At 30.4% G+C, this 18,294-nt stretch carries 12 protein-coding genes; 7 read left to right on the top strand and 5 right to left on the bottom strand.

Going from position 1 to position 18,294, the window contains the following annotated elements; translation table 11 throughout:
• Positions 1-122: 122 nt before the first annotated feature.
• The 3 genes from ACUN3A_RS00785 to ACUN3A_RS00775 form a co-directional block, all read right to left on the bottom strand.
• Positions 123-317 (bottom strand): hypothetical protein, encoded by a 195-nt coding sequence (locus ACUN3A_RS00785; protein ID WP_445549444.1) that lies wholly within the window; start codon positions 315-317, stop codon positions 123-125.
• 140 nt (positions 318-457) lie between these two features.
• Entirely contained in the window at positions 458-1,405 is a 948-nt protein-coding gene (locus ACUN3A_RS00780) for a tRNA dihydrouridine synthase (protein WP_445549443.1), read from the bottom strand.
• 232 nt (positions 1,406-1,637) lie between these two features.
• Complete coding sequence (locus tag ACUN3A_RS00775) at positions 1,638-2,135, bottom strand: GNAT family N-acetyltransferase (protein ID WP_445549442.1); 498 nt, start codon at positions 2,133-2,135, stop codon at positions 1,638-1,640.
• Positions 2,136-2,272: 137 nt separating this feature from the next.
• Between ACUN3A_RS00775 and menD the strand changes: the two genes are divergently transcribed.
• The 5 genes from menD to ACUN3A_RS00750 all read left to right on the top strand — a co-directional run bounded on the left by menD (position 2,273) and on the right by ACUN3A_RS00750 (position 14,559).
• Positions 2,273-3,934 carry a 2-succinyl-5-enolpyruvyl-6-hydroxy-3-cyclohexene-1-carboxylic-acid synthase gene (gene menD, locus ACUN3A_RS00770; protein WP_445549441.1) on the top strand — a complete coding sequence of 554 codons (1,662 nt, stop codon included), beginning with the start codon at positions 2,273-2,275 and terminating at the stop codon, positions 3,932-3,934.
• 419 nt (positions 3,935-4,353) lie between these two features.
• Positions 4,354-6,798, top strand: a complete 2,445-nt coding sequence (locus ACUN3A_RS00765) for a hypothetical protein (RefSeq protein WP_445549440.1) — start codon at positions 4,354-4,356, stop codon at positions 6,796-6,798.
• 75 nt (positions 6,799-6,873) lie between these two features.
• Entirely contained in the window at positions 6,874-9,312 is a 2,439-nt protein-coding gene (locus tag ACUN3A_RS00760; RefSeq protein WP_445549439.1) for a hypothetical protein, read from the top strand.
• A gap of 59 nt (positions 9,313-9,371) precedes the next feature.
• The gene (locus ACUN3A_RS00755; protein WP_445549438.1) at positions 9,372-11,804 is read left to right on the top strand and encodes a hypothetical protein; all 2,433 of its coding nucleotides are present in this window, start codon (positions 9,372-9,374) and stop codon (positions 11,802-11,804) included.
• Between the two features lie 325 nt (positions 11,805-12,129).
• Positions 12,130-14,559, top strand: a complete 2,430-nt coding sequence (locus ACUN3A_RS00750) for a hypothetical protein (RefSeq protein WP_445549437.1) — start codon at positions 12,130-12,132, stop codon at positions 14,557-14,559.
• 405 nt (positions 14,560-14,964) lie between these two features.
• Here ACUN3A_RS00750 and ACUN3A_RS00745 read toward each other — a convergent pair whose 3' ends face one another.
• Positions 14,965-15,141: a hypothetical protein gene (locus ACUN3A_RS00745; protein ID WP_445549436.1), complete on the bottom strand. Its 177-nt coding sequence runs from the start codon at positions 15,139-15,141 to the stop codon at positions 14,965-14,967.
• A gap of 114 nt (positions 15,142-15,255) precedes the next feature.
• Here ACUN3A_RS00745 and ACUN3A_RS00740 point away from each other — a divergent pair, with 114 nt between their 5' ends.
• Complete coding sequence (locus ACUN3A_RS00740; RefSeq protein ID WP_445549435.1) at positions 15,256-15,573, top strand: roadblock/LC7 domain-containing protein; 318 nt, start codon at positions 15,256-15,258, stop codon at positions 15,571-15,573.
• A gap of 20 nt (positions 15,574-15,593) precedes the next feature.
• Positions 15,594-15,968, top strand: coding sequence for a hypothetical protein (locus ACUN3A_RS00735; RefSeq protein WP_445549434.1), 375 nt, complete (start codon positions 15,594-15,596; stop codon positions 15,966-15,968).
• A gap of 428 nt (positions 15,969-16,396) precedes the next feature.
• Here the strand turns inward: ACUN3A_RS00735 and ACUN3A_RS00730 are convergent, their stop codons facing one another.
• The gene (locus ACUN3A_RS00730) at positions 16,397-17,653 is read right to left on the bottom strand and encodes an MFS transporter (RefSeq protein WP_445549433.1); all 1,257 of its coding nucleotides are present in this window, start codon (positions 17,651-17,653) and stop codon (positions 16,397-16,399) included.
• Between the last annotated feature and the right edge of the window lie 641 nt (positions 17,654-18,294).

Here is an 18,294-nt window from a genome sequence, read left to right as displayed (position 1 = left end):
TCTACTTATCAATATAAAAAGAGTTTGGCAGTTGTCAAGCTCTTTTTTGTTGTGACAAAGGATGTTTGTAAAAATGCCTGATGTATTTTTTTAGATAAATAAAAAAGCTATTCTAAAAAAAATTACGATTCGTCTTTTGTTGTTCGCACCAAGCTAATTCCTGAGCTGAAAAATACAATTCCCAACACTCCGAAAATAATTAGTGATTTAATATCTTTTGTCTGACCCGATGTACCTGTAAATAGTACTGCCGCATAAATAAGTCCAGTTATACCAAGCACAGTAAGTAATGCTCCGAAAATTCTTTTTAGGTTCATGATGATTTTGTTTAAGATTAGATGCAAATATATTGGCATACGCACTTAAAGATGTTACATGTTTACTGTTGAAACTTATAAGATTCGGAGTTTATTAAATTGTTTTATTGATATTTATTTAAAAAAAACAAACTAGAAAATTATTTTTCTTTGGCAATAATTTCCTTAACCGTAGCTTCGTAATTCTTGATGCTTTTGGATTTTTTGATGTTTTTATGCACTTTATGCGGATTTGAAAATATTACAGAAAAGTACTCCCACAGATGATGCATTTTTAATAGAATATGTGTCTGACCAGATAAGGATTCACTATAACCTTCGTATAAAGTATCGTGAAAGGCACTAAATAATTCCATTTTATCCTTAGGATATTCTGAAGAGTTATTTTTAATCATGCTTGGCAAAAAAGGATCTGAAATTAATCCTCTGCCAATCATCCAATGGTCAATTGATGGGAAACGCTGTTGCATTTCATGGAATTTGGCTACCGAAGTGATATCACCGTTATAATACAATTTGTGCTTAGTATTGTCGATACATTGTTGGAACGCATCAAGATGAACTCCTCCTTTGTATAATTGCTTACCTATACGTGCGTGTATGGCTATGTTTTTAATTGGGTATTTGTCTAAAATAGGCAAGACATCTAGAATTTCTTCGGTAGTGTCATATCCCAAACGCATTTTCATAGAGACAATAATATCAGTTTCAGAATGCGCTCTTTCAAGTATATGATTAATTTTTTCGGTATTACTAATAAGCCCAGAACCCATACCAGATTTCGTAACCATAGGGTAAGGACATCCTAAATTCCAGTTTAATTCTTTGTATCCTAATTCTCTAACATATTTGGCTACAAATAAAAATTCCTCAGCATCGTTTGTGATTACCTGTGGAATTACTTCCAATTCTGAATTATTTTCGGGTAGCAAATCGCGTTCGTAAGATGATTTTATAACCAGTTTTCCGTTTAGTCGAATGTATGGAGAATAAAAAGTATCGATTCCTCCAAAATATTTATTTTGGGCATTTCGAAATCGAAAATCAGTAAATCCTTGTAGGGGAGAAGAGAGCAAAGTGAAATCCATAGTATTTGTAAAAGTGCAAAGATACTATTCTTTGTGAGGATATGATTTACTGTGGTAATTATGTTTTGATATACGAATCATTGCCTATACAAATTGTAAAGGTTAAATTTGAACACTAATTTCACTAATTTACACGAATCAATGCGGTTAATTTGATTCGTGTAATAATTTCACGAACGAATTCGTGGCAATTTGTGAAATTCGTGTTTGCTTTTTAGACTTAGATCAAATTTTATTCTAAAATCAATTGCATAAAAACCGAATGTAGCCAACGGTCAAATTTATATCCAGATTCTTTTATAATTCCGACAGTTTCAAAACCAAATTTTTCATGAAAATGAATACTGCTTTGATTTTCGGCGTCAATCACCGCAATCATCGTATGAAGGTTCTGTTTTTTTGCTATTTGAATTAATTCTGCCAATAAAATTTTTCCAATTCCCATTCCGTGATAATCGTTGTCTACATAAACAGAGTGTTCTACGGTAAATTTATAGGCTTCTCGAAATCGAAACTCACTATACATTCCAAAACCAGCTACTTTTCCGTCACATTCAGCAACAATAACAGGGAAGCCTTTGTTGATTTTTTCTTCTAATATCGCTTTCTGCTGCTCATAACTTCGAATGTTATAATCGTATAAGGCAGTTGAATTTAGGATGTTGTAATTGATAATGTCTAATATAGCTTGAGTATCCCCAGTTTGATAAGGTCTTAATTTGATTTCCATGGGTAATTATTTGTTGTTCAAAATTATGAAAATATGACCAAAATCAGCTGAAAAGCTTTAGCAACTTTGTAACTTTGCAAAACAATTTTAGAAGTTTTGTTTTAAACTTTTAAACGTTAAACTTTTAAACCTCTTAAATGACTTACCCCAAAATACCTTTAGCACAAAGCATTCTTCAAATTTTTTTAGCAAAAGGAATCACTAATATCATTATATCTCCCGGTTCAAGAAATGCACCTTTAACGATAGGTTTTGCGAGTAACCCCGCTTTTCAATGTTATAGCATAGCTGATGAACGTGTTGCGGCTTTCTTTGCTTTGGGAATAGCACAACAAACTAGAAAACCTACTGTGCTTGTTTGTACCTCTGGTTCGGCTTTGTTGAATTATTATCCTGCGCTTGCCGAAGCTTTTTACAGTGAAATTCCGCTTATTGTAGTTTCTGCGGATAGACCTCAAAGTAAAATAGATATTGGAGATGGCCAAACCATTCGCCAGCAGAATGTTTTTGAAAACCATTCTTTATATAATGCCAATTTAACCGAAGAAGTTTCAGATGAAAACGACAGAAAAATAAATGAAGCTATCAATACAGCAATTGATAAAAAAGGACCAGTTCATATCAATGCTCCTTTTGAAGAGCCTTTGTATGAAACCGTTTCGGATTTAAGTGTAGAGAGTAAAGTTTTCGCTTCCGCAAATGTGCCGCAGACAATTGATACTATAGAGTTATTAGAATGTGCGAGTCTTTGGAACTCAGCTACCCGAAAATTGATTCTTGTAGGTGTGAATGAACCCAATACAATCGATTCGGCAATTATTGAAGCTTTGGCAAATGATGAATCGGTGGTGGTAATGACCGAAACGACTTCAAATTTGCATCATTCCTCTTTTATAAATAGCATAGATACTGTTATAACGCCTTTTACTGCCGAAGATTTTGAGGAATTTCAACCAGAAATCTTAGTCACTTTTGGAGGAATGGTAGTTTCTAAACGTGTAAAAGCGTTCTTAAGAAAATACCAACCCAAACACCATTGGCACATAGATTCTTTAAGAGCGTATGATACTTTCGGTTGTTTAACGAAACATTTAGAGCTGGATTCTAATACTTTTTTTAAGACCTTTTTGCCATTAACTTTAAAAATTGAAAGTAATTATTTCAGTAAAATGGATGCGGTTAAAGCATTGCGTAATCAAAAGAGCGAAATCTACTTATCTAAAATTCCTTTTTCGGACTTGAAAGTTTTTGAAAAAGTGCTTGGTAGTTTACCCAAAAACAGTCAGTTGCAAATTAGTAACAGTTCGGCAATCAGATATGCTCAATTAATTGCTATTGATAATTCGATTGAAGTGTATTGCAATCGAGGAACAAGTGGAATCGATGGAAGTACTTCAACAGCCATTGGAGCAGCAGTAGGGAATATTAAACCAGCAGTTTTTATTACGGGTGACGTTAGTTTTTTATACGATAGCAATGCGCTTTGGAACAATTATATTCCAAAAAATTTCAAAATTATTTTGATAAATAATGGAGGAGGGGGTATTTTTAGAATTTTACCAGGACATGCAGAAACACCAGTTTTTAATACTTTTTTTGAAACTTTTCATTCTTTGACTGCTGAGCATTTAGCGAAAATGTATGGTTTTGAATATCTTATAGCTAAAGATGAAGCTAGTTTAGATACTAGTTTAAAGGATTTGTACGAACAAAATGATAAACCAAGTATATTAGAAATTTTTACGCCAACTTTAGAAAATGACAACATTTTGTTACAGTATTTTAAAGAATTGGTTTAATTTTTTAAAACAATTAATTGTTTTTAGGGCTCTGTTGTAATATCCTAAAAACGATAAAGCTTTACCTCGAATTCACAGATTTAAAAAATATTTTAATCTATGAATTTGGGGTATTTTTTTACAAAATAGTGAATGATTCGCTAAAATGGAATGGTTTCAACTGTTTTAAAATCAGTAAAAAAGCATTCTATAATAATAGTGATATTAACAAAACAAACTCTTTTATTTAATTCAGCTTTTAGTAAAAATAGTTTAAAACAATTGTTTTCATGAATAGTAATAATATTTTTACTTAAAAAAAGTTAAATTCGGCATGATTTTTGATAATTTTTTAATCATATGTCGTAATCGTAAAATCATAATTGATTTTTTATTATTGGTGTTTTTTTAAAATTGTTTAATCTAAAATCAGATTTTATATGCTTGAATCCTTTACTATAAATAAAAAATGCATATTTCTTTGTTTTTTTAGTTGTATACTATCAATTGGGTTTTTACAGGCTCAGGAAAAGAAAACGATTGCTGCTATAGAGAAAGTATATCTTCATACCGACAGATCAACCTATTTTATTGGTGAAGATTTATGGTATAAAGCTTATGATGTACGTGCGTATAACAACTTGCTTTTTGATAATAGCAAGGTTTTATATGTAGAATTAATTTCCTCCGACTCGAATATAATTGCTAGAAATAAGACCAAGTTAGAAATGGGATTAGGGAATGGCGATTTTAAATTAACAGATTCCCTTGGAGTAAAACCAGGGCATTATCAACTACGTGCGTATACCAATTGGAATAGAAATTTTGGTGATGATTTTGTATTTAAAAAAGACATTGAAATTATTAATGTTTATAAACCAAGTCCTATTCCATATTCTTCTCAAAAGAATGATAATACTGAGATAATCAATGCATTTACAAGTGGCAAAAAAAGTTTGTACAAAGTTGATTTTTTCCCTGAAGGAGGTTCACTTTTAGAAAATGTTGCTAGCGTTGTAGGTTTTAAGGCAGTTGATAATAATGGAAACCCAATAGATTGTAAGGGAGAAGTTTTCGATTCTAATGATGAATTGATTACCTCATTTATGAGTTCTCATGATGGGATGGGAAAATTTCAATTTATTCCTATTGAAGGCAAACAATATTATGCAAAAATAAAAACGCTAACAGAATCAGAATTTCGTACAAAATTGCCAAAAGCTATTCAATATGGATATTTGTTAAGTTTTAGAGCTTTCAAAGGAAAAAACATTATTACCATTAATACAAATTCAGCAACTTTCGCGCAAAATTCGAATGGAGTATTAACGGTGGTTTTTAAAGCAAAAGGAATTTCTTATTTAGAAAGCAGTCTGAGACTTAAAGAAACTTCGTTGTCTTTTGAATTGCCAAAAGACTTATGCCCTGATGGTATAAATCAAATTACATTATTGGATAGTAATAATAAGCCACAAAGCGAGCGTTTAATTTACATTGATAAAGAACATGATTTAGAGGTATCTCTAGTTACTGATAAAGCTAATTATATTCCGCAAGAAAAGGTTGCTATAAGTGTTTCTTCAAAATCGAAGGCAGGAGTAGCAAAATCGGCCAGTTTTTCTTTAAGTGTTACTGATATGAATGGAGAGGAAGAGGACAAAGACCTTGGTTCCAATATTTGTACTTATTTCTTAATGGAATCTGATATTAGGGGGAAAATAAATAATCCCGCCTATTATTTTGATACAGCTAATTTAAAACGATTAGAAGATTTAGACAACTTACTCTTAACACAAGGTTGGAGAGATTTTCTATGGAAAACTGCTCCAATAATTGACGAAAGTAGGAACTACCAAGCGGAAAAAGAAATTATAATAGCTGGAAGTATAAAGCAACTTTTTGGTAAAAAGCCAAAAATAAATTGTGGAGTTTCAATGACTTTAATGAATAAAAAAGGTATTAATTTTTATCAAACGTATACAGATTCTATAGGGCGTTTTATATTTAAAAATGTAGCATTTACAGGGAAAAGCAAAATCCTTTTATATAGTAGAGATAAAAAAGGGAAGGCTATCGGTAAAATAGTCTTAGATTCTATTGACCGAGCTTCAATTCCTATTTCTTTCGAAAAGGAACCAATTGTTTTGCTAGAAACACCAAAGCCAATAGTTGATAATGTACTTTCCAAATATGTAGCTTTTGGAGTAAAGCCAGAAAATATTTTAAAAGAAGTTGAAATTACTACTCAAAAGAGATATGATAGGGCTGCTCTTGTTGGATTACCAGAGTTCACTTATTTTCCAGATGCTAGGGTAGCTGATCAGTATATAGATATCTACCAACTTATTCAACAAGTAATTCCTGGAACTATTACAGAATTTATCGATGGAAATAACACTGTTAGATTCACACGTTATACAGGATTTCCACTTTTCGTTATAGATGGTTTTACAGCGATAGATAAAACGCAAGTAGATTTTATTCAGCCAGCTGATGTTTTAAGAATAGAAGCTATCAGAGGGATTGAAGGATCACTATATTATGGTTCAGAAACAGGTGTTATTGGAATTACTACAAATGTAAATAAACAAAAAAAGAAAACTTTTAATTTTATTAAAAAAGAAATGGATGGCTATTATGCAGCTCGAACTTTTTATACGCCAGATCCAGAAAAGCCTAACCCAGAGCTAGATGATATAGCAGCCGTAAATAACACCATTTATTGGAATCCTTATGTGCATCCAGATAAGACAGGAAGTGCTAACGTGAATTATTACAATTCTAAAGTTGAAACTAAAGTAAAGGTAGTTTTAGAGGGAATTACTGGTTCTGGCATTCCTGTTGTAAAAAAGACTTATTACACTATAAAAAACAATAAAATTTAATTCGCTTAGTATTTTGTTGTAGATAAGTTTTATAGGTCTTTTTTAAAAATTGTTTAATCTAAAACTAGATTTTATATGATTGAATCCTTTACTAGAAATAAAAATTACCGTATTTTTTGTTTTTTATGGATTGTTCTATCAATTAGTTTTTTGCAGGCGCAGGAAAAGAAAACCATTGCAGCTATAGAGAAAATATATCTTCACACTGATAGATCAACTTATTTTATTGGTGAAGATTTATGGTATAAAGCCTATGCTGTTCGAGCTTACAATAACTTTCTTTTTGATAATAGCAATATTTTATATGTAGAATTAATTGCATCCGATTCTAAAATAATTGCCAGAAATAAGACCAATTTAGAGTTAGGTTTAGGATATGGTGATTTTCAATTGTTAGATTCTCTTGAGGTAAAGCCAGGGCGTTATCAACTGCGTGCATACACCAATTGGAATAGAAATTTTGGTGACGATTTTGTATTTAAAAAAGATATTGAAATTATTAATGTTTATCAGCCAGGTTCTGCACCTAATCCTGCTAAAAAGAATGATAATACTGAAGTAATAAATGCATTCACCAGTGGTGCAAAAAATATGTCTAAAGTTGATTTTTTCCCTGAAGGAGGCTCGCTTTTAGAAAATGTTGCTAGCATTGTGGGTTTTAAAGCGGTTGATAGTAGTGGGAAGCCAATAGATGTCACGGGAGAAGTTTTTGATTCCAATAACGAATTAATTACCTCTTTTGTAAGCTCTCACGATGGTATGGGAAAATTTCAAATTATTCCCATTGAAGGGAAGCAGTACTATGCAAAAATAAAAACCAAAGCAGGGGTTGAACTCCGTAGTGAACTTCCAAAAGTAACTAAACTAGGATATTTATTGAATTATAGGTTATTCAAAGGGAAAAATATCATAACCATTAATACAAATTCAGAAACCTTGGCACAAAATCCCAATGGGGTGCTTACTGTGGTTTGTAAAGCAAGAGGGATTTCATATTTAGAAAGTAATCAAACGCTCATAGAAACTTCATTGTCTTTTGAATTGCCAAAAGATAAAATTCCCGAAGGTATAAGTCAAATCACATTATTTGATAGCAATAATAAGCCACAAAGCGAACGCTTGGTGTATATTGAAAAAGAACATGATTTAGAGGTGTCACTAGCTACGGATAAAACTAGTTATATTCCAGAAGAAAAGGTTTCTATAACTGTTTCTTCAAAATCGAAGACAGGAGTGCCAAAATCGGCAAGTTTTTCTTTGAGCGTAACAGATATGAATGGAGAAGAAGAGGACAAAGATTTGGGAACCAATATTAGTTCTTATTTTTTGATGGAATCTGATATCAGAGGTAAGGTAAATAATCCAGCGTATTATTTCAATTCTAAAAATCTAAAGCGATTAGAAGATTTAGATAACTTGTTATTAACTCAAGGTTGGAGAGAATTTTTATGGAAAACAACTCCAATAATCAATGAAAGTGTTGATTATGTAGCAGAAAAAGGAATTACAATAAAAGGAAAAGTAAAACAACTTCTAGGATCCAAGCCATTGGTAAATACTAATTTGACTTTGGGTTTAATGAATAAAAAGAATTTTAATATTTTTAATGCTGTTACGGATTCTATTGGTCGTTTTAAATTTGAAAACCTAATGTTCTCTGGAAAAACAAAAATGTATTTAAGTACCAGAAATGCAAAAGGGAAATTTAGAGGCGAAATAGTATTAAGACGGATTGAAAACCCTGCGATTCCTGTTACTTTTAAAAGTGAATCAATTGATTTTCCTGAAACAACAAACCAATCAATTGAAAATGTGTTCAAGAAATTTTTAGCTTTTGGTGGAAAACCTGATAATTTTTTAAAAGAAGTTAAAATTACTAGCAAAAAGAAATTTGATAGTACTTCAATGATTGGAATACCAGAATTCACTTATGTTGCAGATACAAGTGCTGCCAATTTTGTAGATATTTATCAACTTATTGAAAACGTAATTCCAGGTACTACTGTAGAATTAACTGAAGGAGATTTTCCACGCTTAACTGTTCGGTTTTTTCGTTATAAACATCCACCAGTTTTCGTTATAGATGGTTTTAGAGAGGGACTTGATCGATTAGACTTTGTTCTACCCTCTGAAGTTTTGAAAATAGAAGCTATCAGAGAACCACAATCAGGGCAATATTATGGTTCAAAGTCGGGTGTAATTGCCATTACTACAAATGGAAATAAACGAAAACCAAAAGTCTTTCATACTATATATAACGAGTTAGAAGGATTTTATACCGCTCGTGTTTTTTATGTTCCAGATCCAAGTAAGCCTAATCCGGAGTTAGATGATAATGCGGCAGTAAGGAACACCATTTATTGGACGCCTTATTTAAATCCAGATAAGACAGGAAATGCTAGTGTAAGTTATTTCAATTCTAGTGTAGAAACTAAAGTAAAAGTAGTTTTAGAGGGGATGACTGCCAGTGGGATTCCAGTTGTAAAAAAGATGTACTACACTATAAAGAAATAAGATTATTTTTATGTTTCTTTGGTCTTTCTTAAGTTGTTTAATGTAAATTTTGATTTTAAATGTTCGAATGTTTCAGTAGAAATAAAAAAAGCGCGTTGCTTTGTTTTATTGGGTTTGTTTTATCAATTGGTTTTTTGCAGGCACAGGAAAAGAAAACCATTGCAGCTATAGAAAAAATATATCTTCACACCGATAGATCAACTTATTTTGTTGGCGAAGATTTATGGTATAAAGCTTATGATGTCCGAGCCTATAATAATTTTCTTTTTGACAATAGTAATATATTATATGTAGAATTAATTGCACCCGATTCTAAAATAATTACAAGAAACAAAACCAATTTAGAAATTGGTTTAGGATATGGTGATTTTAAATTATTAGATTCACTTGGTGTAAAACCTGGGCATTACCAATTGCGTGCGTACACCAATTGGAATAGGAATTTTGGTGATGATTTTGTATTTAAAAAAGATATAGAAATTATTAACGTTTTTGAACCAAGTCCTGCGCCTGATCCTGCTAAAAAGCATGATAATACAGAGGTAATCAATGCATTTACAAGTGGTGAAAAAAACACGTCTAAAGTTGATTTTTTCCCCGAAGGAGGATCTCTTTTAGAAAATGTTACTAGCATTGTTGGTTTTAAAGCTGTTGATAGCGGCGGTAAACCAATAGATGTCATGGGAGAAGTTTTCGATTCCAAAAACGAATTGATTACCTCTTTTGTAAGTTCTCATGATGGCATGGGGAAATTTCAAATTATTCCTATTGAAGGTAAGCAGTATTACGCAAAAATAAAAACCAAACCAGGAACTGAACTTCGTGTTGAACTCCCAAAAGCTACCAAGCAAGGATACTTACTGAATTATAAGTTATTGAAGGGGAAAAATATTATCACTATTAATACAAATTCAGCAACCTTGGCGCAAAATCCTAATGGAGTACTTACAATTGTTTGTAAAGCAAGAGGAATTTCTTATTTAGAAACGGCTCAAACACTTACAGAAACTTCATTATCTTTCGAATTACCAAAAGATAAAACTCCCGAAGGCATTAGTCAAATAACATTGTTAGATAGTAATGCTAAACCGCAAAGTGAGCGTTTGGTATATGTTGAAAAAGAACATGATTTAGATGTGACGCTAGTTACGAATAAAACTAGTTATACTCCACAAGAAAAGACTTCTATAGGTATTTCTTCAAAATCAAAAACAGGAGTGCCAAAATCGGCAAGCTTTTCTTTAAGCGTAACGGATATGAATGGAGAAGAAGAGGATAAAGACTTTGGTACAAATATTAGTTCTTATTTTTTGATGGAATCAGATATTAGAGGTAAGGTAAATAATCCAGCATACTATTTTGATTCTAATAATGTAAAGCGATTAGAAGATTTAGATAACTTACTATTGACTCAAGGGTGGAGAGAATTTCTATGGAAAACGACTCCAATAATTAACGAAAGTGTTGATTATGTAGCAGAAAAAGGAATTACAATATCTGGAAAAGTAAAACAGCTTCTAGGAGCAAAGCCATTAGTGGGTGTTACTATGACACTGGGTTTAATGAATAAAAGAGGTCTTAATATTTTTAATTCCGTTACAGATGCTGAGGGAGTTTACAAATTTGAAAATCTTATGTTCTCTGGAAAAACTAACATGTATTTAAATTCTAGGAATGAGAAAGGGAAGTTTAGGGGGGAAATTTTGCAAAAACCTATTGGACAACCTCCAATTCCGGTTTCTTTTGAAAGTCAAACAATTGGTTTTTCTGAAGCAACAAGTAAATCAACTGAAAATGTGTTTAAGAAATTTGTAGCTTTTGGCGTGAAGCCAGAAAATGTTTTAAACGAAGTTAAAATTACTAGCCAAAAGAAAAATAGCGGAACTTCAATTGTTGGAATACCTGAGTTCACTTATATTGCAGATGAAAGTGCGGCGGAGTTCCCTGATATTTATCAACTTATTCAACAAAAAATCCCAGGTACTATTGCAGAATATGTTAATGGAAATAACACTGTTCGATTTTACCGTTATAATTCGCCACCAGTTTTCGTTATAGATGGTTTTACGATGATAGATAGATTTCAGTTAGATTTTATTCAACCCGCTGATGTTTTGAAAATAGAAGCAATCAGAGGGATGCAAAGTGGACAATATTATCATTCAGAAACAGGAGTTATTGCTATTACGACAAATGGAAATACACAAAAAACAAAATCCTATAATACTGTTAAAAAATCGATAGAAGGATTTTACACGGCGCGTATTTTTTATGTTCCAAATCCAAGCAAACCCAATCCAGAGTTAGATGGAAAAGCAGAAGTAAGAAACACCATTTACTGGAACCCTTATTTAAATCCAGATAAAACAGGAAATGCGAGTGTAAATTATTTTAATTCTAATGTAGAAACTAAAGTAAAGGTAGCTTTGGAAGGGATTACCGCTAGTGGAATTCCAGTTGTAAAAAAGACCTATTATACAATTAAGAAATAATATGCAGTTAAAATAAAGATTAAAAAAGAAGATTTTAGTTATCGTTATGCAAAAAATAGATTTTGAGTTTGGAATTTGATAGAGAACAAAATTCTTTATTTTGCGGATATACTAAAAAATTAAAGTATTTATTGAAAGAACGTGTTAATTTTTGGAATAGTGTTTAAACCTTTTTTAATTTTTTAAGTCCTATTTTAAAAAGTAGATTTTAATTTTATATTAAAAATTATATTCTTTTTATAATTGTTATTTACACACTTTTACAAGGTTTTTTATATATATTTGTCAGTTTTTTAATATTGTTTAACATAAATTTTGATTTTAAATGTTTGAATCTTTCAGTAGCAGTAAAAAAAGCATATTGCTTTGTTTTTTTGGGTTTGTTCTATCAATTGGTTTTTTGCAGGCGCAGGAAAAGAAAACCATTGGGGCTATAGAGAAAATATATCTTCACACCGATAGATCAACTTATTTTGTTGGTGAAGATTTATGGTATAAAGCTTATGATGTCCGAGCCTATAATAATTTTCTTTTTGATAATAGTAATATATTATATGTAGAATTAATTGCACCCGATTCTAAAATAATTACAAGAAACAAAACCAATTTAGAAATTGGTTTAGGATATGGTGATTTTAAATTGCTGGATTCTCTTGGTGTTAAACCGGGACATTACCAATTGCGTGCATACACCAATTGGAATAGGAATTTTGGTGATGATTTTGTATTTAAAAAAGATATTGAAATTATTAATGTTTATGAACCAGGCCCTGCAAAAGATCCTGCTAAAAAGCATGATAATACTGAGGTAATCGATGCACTCACAAGTGGTGCAAAAAATACATCTAAAGTTGATTTTTTTCCTGAAGGAGGTTCTCTTTTAGAAAATGTTGCTAGCATTGTGGGGTTTAAAGCGGTTGATAGTAGTGGGAAGCCAATAGACGTCACGGGAGAAGTCTTCGATTCCAACAACGAATTAATTACCCCTTTTATAAGTTCCCATGATGGCATGGGCAAATTTCAAATTATTCCTATTGAAGGGAAGCAGTATTACGCAAAAATAAAAACCAAAGCAGGAACAGAACTTCGTGTTGAATTGCCAAAAGCTACCAAGCAAGGATATTTACTGAATTATAGGTTATTCAGAGGGAAAAATATTATAACCATTAATACAAATCCAGCAACCTTGGCACAAAATCCTAATGGAGTTCTTACGGTTATTTGTAAAGCAAGAGGAATTTCTTATTTAGAAACTACACAAACACTTACAGAAGCATCATTGTCTTTTGAATTGCCAAAAGATAAAACACCTGAAGGGATTAGTCAAATAACTTTGTTAGATAGTAATGCTAAGCCACAAAGTGAGCGTTTGGTATATGTTGAAAAGGAACATGATTTAGATGTGACGCTAGTTACTGATAAAACTAGTTATATTCCACAAGAAAAGACTTCTATAAGTGTTTCTTCAAAATCAAAAACAGGAGTAGCAAAATCGGCAAGTTTTTCTTTAAGTGTTACAGATATGAATGGAGAAGTAGAGGACAAAGATTTGGGAACTAATATTAGTTCTTATTTCTTGATGGAATCTGATATTAGAGGTAAGGTAAATAATCCAGCGTACTATTTTGATTCTAATAACGTAAAGCGACTAGAAGACTTAGATAACTTACTATTGACTCAAGGTTGGAGAGATTTTTTATGGAAAACGACTCCAGTAATTAACGAAAGTGTTGATTATGTAGCAGAAAAAGGAATTACAATATCTGGAAGAGTAAAACAACTTCTTGGTGATAAGCCATTGGTAGGTGAAAATATGACTTTGGGTTTAATGAATAAAAAGGGTTTTAATATTTTTAATGCTACTACTGATGCTGGCGGAGTTTACAAATTTGAAAATCTTATGTTTTCAGGAAAAACTAGTATGTATTTAAATTCTAGAAATGAAAAAGGAAAGTTTAAAGGAGAAATAGTACCAGATCCTATTGAGCAAGATCCGATTCCTGTTTCATTTGAAATTGGAACAATTGGTTTTCCAGAAACATTAAGTAAATCAACTGAAAATGTGTTTAAGAAATTTGTAGCATTTGGTGTAAAACCTGAAAATATTTTAAATGATGTTAAAATTACAACCCAAAAGAAAAATAGTAGAACTTCTATTGTTGGAATAGCCGATTTTACTTATGTTGCAGATGCAAGCGCAGCCGAATTTACAGATATTTATCAGCTTATTCAGCAAAAAATACCAGGGACTATTGCAGAAAACATTGATGGAAATAACACTGTTCGATTCACACGTTATCAAGCACCGCCGCTTTTCGTTCTGGATGGTTATAATGTGGTAGACAATTTACAAGTCGACTTTGTTCAACCTGCTGATGTTTTGAAGATAGAAGGCATTAAAGCATCATTTGGAGGGTATTATAATTCAGAAACAGGCGTTATTGCCATTACTACAAATGGAAAGAAACAAAAAATAAAAGTTTATAATACGGTTAAAAAAGATATAGAAGGGTTCTATACGGCTCGTGTTTTTTATGTTCCAAATCCAAGTAAGCCAAATCCAGCGTTAGACGATAAAGCAGCTGTAAGAAATACCATTTATTGGAATCCTTATTTAAATCCAGATAAAACAGGGAATGCTAGTGTAAGTTATTTTAACACTAGTGTAGAAACTAAAGTGAAAGTTGCTTTAGAAGGTATTACAGCTAGTGGTATTCCAGTTGTAAAAAAGACTTATTATACGATTAAAAAATAAGAAGATTTTTATTTGCCTTTCAAAGTCTCATTATTCTTTGTTGTTTTGAAAGGTGGTCAATTGCTCCATTCCAAAAATCACCATCTTAGTGAATTTCGGAATGGAGCAATTGATTATAATAATAGAGTGTAATAAATTTAATACTTCTTTATACTGCTAAATTTCCATCGAAAACTTGAAGTTAGAATCTCTTACTAATTTGTATAAATAGTGCTAATTCATTTTAATTCCTGTCAAAAAAAGGGTGTAAATAACAGATGATTTTAAATTTTTATTCCGATTTTTATTTTGTGTTATTTTAATTACAGTAAATCAGGTGATTAGTTTAATGTTAATTAAAAAAAATAGTTAAACAATTATTTTTTTATATCGGAACCATATCGTAATTTAAACATCAGAATACAGCTATTTTTTTAGAAATTTTGAAAAGAAACTTTTTGATTTAGTTTTTTCATTTTCAGGAGTTATAACCACTTCTACCTTTGGAATATTAGAAATTCTTAGTTTTCGAAAATCTTCTAATTTTTTATTTAAAGCAGCTTTTAATAATTTGATTTTTCTGGTATCTTTAATCTCTTTCATACATTTTTTTTAGCAAAAATACTTTTTTTAATGATTGTTTTATGTACTTTTGTAATAAAATAATACTTTTTTTTTAAATAGATATGTGTATTATTGCACAAAAAATAATTTTAGATGGATTTAAAAAAATTAGAAAATACAGGACTAGAAACGGCTTTAGTCTTTGATAAAAATGGAGATGTTATTGATTCTTTTAAAATAGAATATCCAATAAACATAGCCGCAATGTCTAACGTTATTTTTACAATGTGCAAAGAAATGCTGGAGGATATGAAATTCAGTGATTTGAAACAGATTGTGTTAAAAACAGACTCAGGATTATTAATTGGAAATAAATTTGATGATAATTTATTTTTAATTACAACAACTAATGATATTTCTAAATTAGGATTACTCCTTAAAGGAATAGATAATTTAGTTCTTAAAACTTAACCCATTTAACTATATACACTATGTCAGACTTTTTAAAACAATTTGGAGAAAACTTAAGAGACAACATGCCAGGTTTTATTGCAGTTGCAATTGCAGAAATCAAGAGCGGTATTTCTTATTATTCGTTGTCAACTGTAGATACATTTGATCCTGAATTAGCATCAGCTTTTAATTTAGAAGTAGTAAAATCAAAAATGAATGTTATTGCCTCTTTAGGTTTGAAAGAGAAAATAGACGATATCATTTTTACACTTTCTTCACAGATTCATATTGTGGATGTTTCAGATAACGGAGAGTATTTAATTTATTTAGCAGTAGATTCTTCAAAAGGAAATATTGGAATGACTAAAGCAATGCTTAATCGTTATAAAAAAGATATCGATAATAAAATTTAGTATGCTGGAATAATTACATTTAAAGAGAATTTATTCTAAAAGAAAAGACCTTAAGCATTTATGTTTAAGGTTTTTTTTGTACTGCTACATTTTGATTTTAAAAGTATTTTACAGAAGTAGTGCTTAAATGAATTAATCGGCCTAATGTTGTGCCAAAGTATTAGTATAAGATGGTTTACTTTGACATCGAGTGCAATGTTATTATTTTAGATTTGGTTTTGTTAAATAGTTGGTTTTATAGAGGGTGTTAGACCCGAAATCAAAAAAAAACGTTAATAAAGAATCAGTAATCATTTTATCTTTTATACTTTGATAGTTAATGGAATAATAATCTAGAACTAAAAAAAAAACACTTATAAAATTTTTTATAAGTGTTTAGTTAAAAATTATTTTTTTAAAGAATAATTAGTTTGTCAAAATAGCAAAAATCAGACAGCTTCTTTTTGAGAAAAAAAGGATTGTTTAATTTTAAGTTCAATATCAGTTTTTTCAGCCTTTAGCATTAGTGATAAACAATAACATAAAGCTAAAGCGATACAACCAAGAGTTCCCATAAAAATCCAGTTTGCCTGATAAGAATATGCTTCGATAATTCCCATGCTTGTTTTTGCACTTAAGATGTGAGCGAAACTATAGCTCATTGTAAATACCGCTATATATCTACCTTTAAGATCCATATGGACTCTGCTCATTGCGAATGCATTAGCAAAAGGAAAAGTAAGCATGACACCTATTGACATAAAAGCTATCATGACGATTAAAATACCGCTCCAACTGCTTAATAGCATTAGTAATAGGCTTATGGACATAGAGAGAATTCCTAAAGAAATTACCTTAATTCTGTCGATGTTTTTTTCTTCAACATACCTTACTATTGGAAGTTCAAAAAGGATTATAAATAAACCACTTAAACTCAATAATAAACCAGTTTGAAATTCGGTGAAATTAAATTGCTCTTTATGATATAATGGTAATGTGGTAAACATTTGGAAAAATAGTATTCCAGTTATCATTGTAATTAATAAATGCAATAAAAAAGGTTTGTCATTAAAAATAACCTTATTTGGATTAGTGATGCTTTTTATTTTTTTAAGTTTGAATGGTAATTTCTTTTCTTTCACATATATGCTAAAAATTAGGATAGCAAGTATGCAGGTTATGCCATCAACCCAAAATAATCCACTGTAGCCAACTTTCATAATTATTAATCCTCCTAAAATAGGACCAATTAAAAAGCCCATATTTATGGCAATTCTAGTTAGCGTTAATGCGCGGGTTCTTGTTTCCTTATTTCCATAAGTATCTAAAGCCAATAACATAGCAGGTCGATACATATCAGCAATCGAAGTTAGAATTAAAATCCCGATGCAAAGGCTTTCAAATGAAGTCAAATATTGCAAAACAATAAAAACTATCCCGCTCATAAATAAACTAAAAACCATCACTTTATAAAAGCCTATTTTATCTGAAAGTTTTCCACTTAGCCAAGAACCAATTATTGAACCAGTTCCAAAGAAAACCATAATCGTTCCAATTTGTGTGTATGAAAAAGACAAATCATCTTTCATGTATTTGGAAAGGAAGGGTATTACCATAGTTCCTGCACGATTGAGAAAAGTAATAAAAGTAAGGATCCATATTTCTCTGCTGAATCCTTTAAAATTTGTTAGGTAGGTTTTTAACATGTTTTTTTTTTTTTTTTAAGTTTATAAATAGATTTGTGGGAGCGAGGGAAGAACTTTAAAAAGTTTATTTTTAATTAATAGTGTAAATTTTTCTCTACATTTTATTTTATCATTTTAAGAAAATACAGTAAAATGTTGTTTTTTAATGTATTAGAAATATCCATGAAATAATAAAATATTTTTTAAGAAACCATCGATTTAAACTTTTTCTATTGCGCAAACATAGTAATTTGAATAATTAAATAATTATAAGTTTAATAAAAAATCAACGGATTATTCCTTTTTTAACATATTAATTAATATGTGTAAAATAGCACATAAAAATCATTTTTAAAAATAATATTTTAGTTTTTTTTAAAATTAAAATGTTAAAAAGTTGGATAAATTTTTAGGTATCAAAGAGCATTAGAAAAGCAGAATGTTCAAAAACGATAAAAATATTTTAAGCTAATTAGAAGATGATGTCTTTGTTTTAATATTTTAAAAGCAATAGTTTTTTGTTGGCCCATTTTAGATAATTAATAGTATTGTAGTAATTCGGCTTAAATCTAATGTAGGAACTGTTTTCATAATTAAAAGACCTATTAAATTTGAGGGATAATAATTCCATAAAAAATAATGAATAAAAATCGCACACATAA

It is taken from the genome of Flavobacterium sp. WC2509, assembly GCF_052683105.1.
The sequence above is the reverse complement of the archived record's forward strand: the minus strand, read 5'-3'. Positions and strand labels throughout refer to the sequence as shown.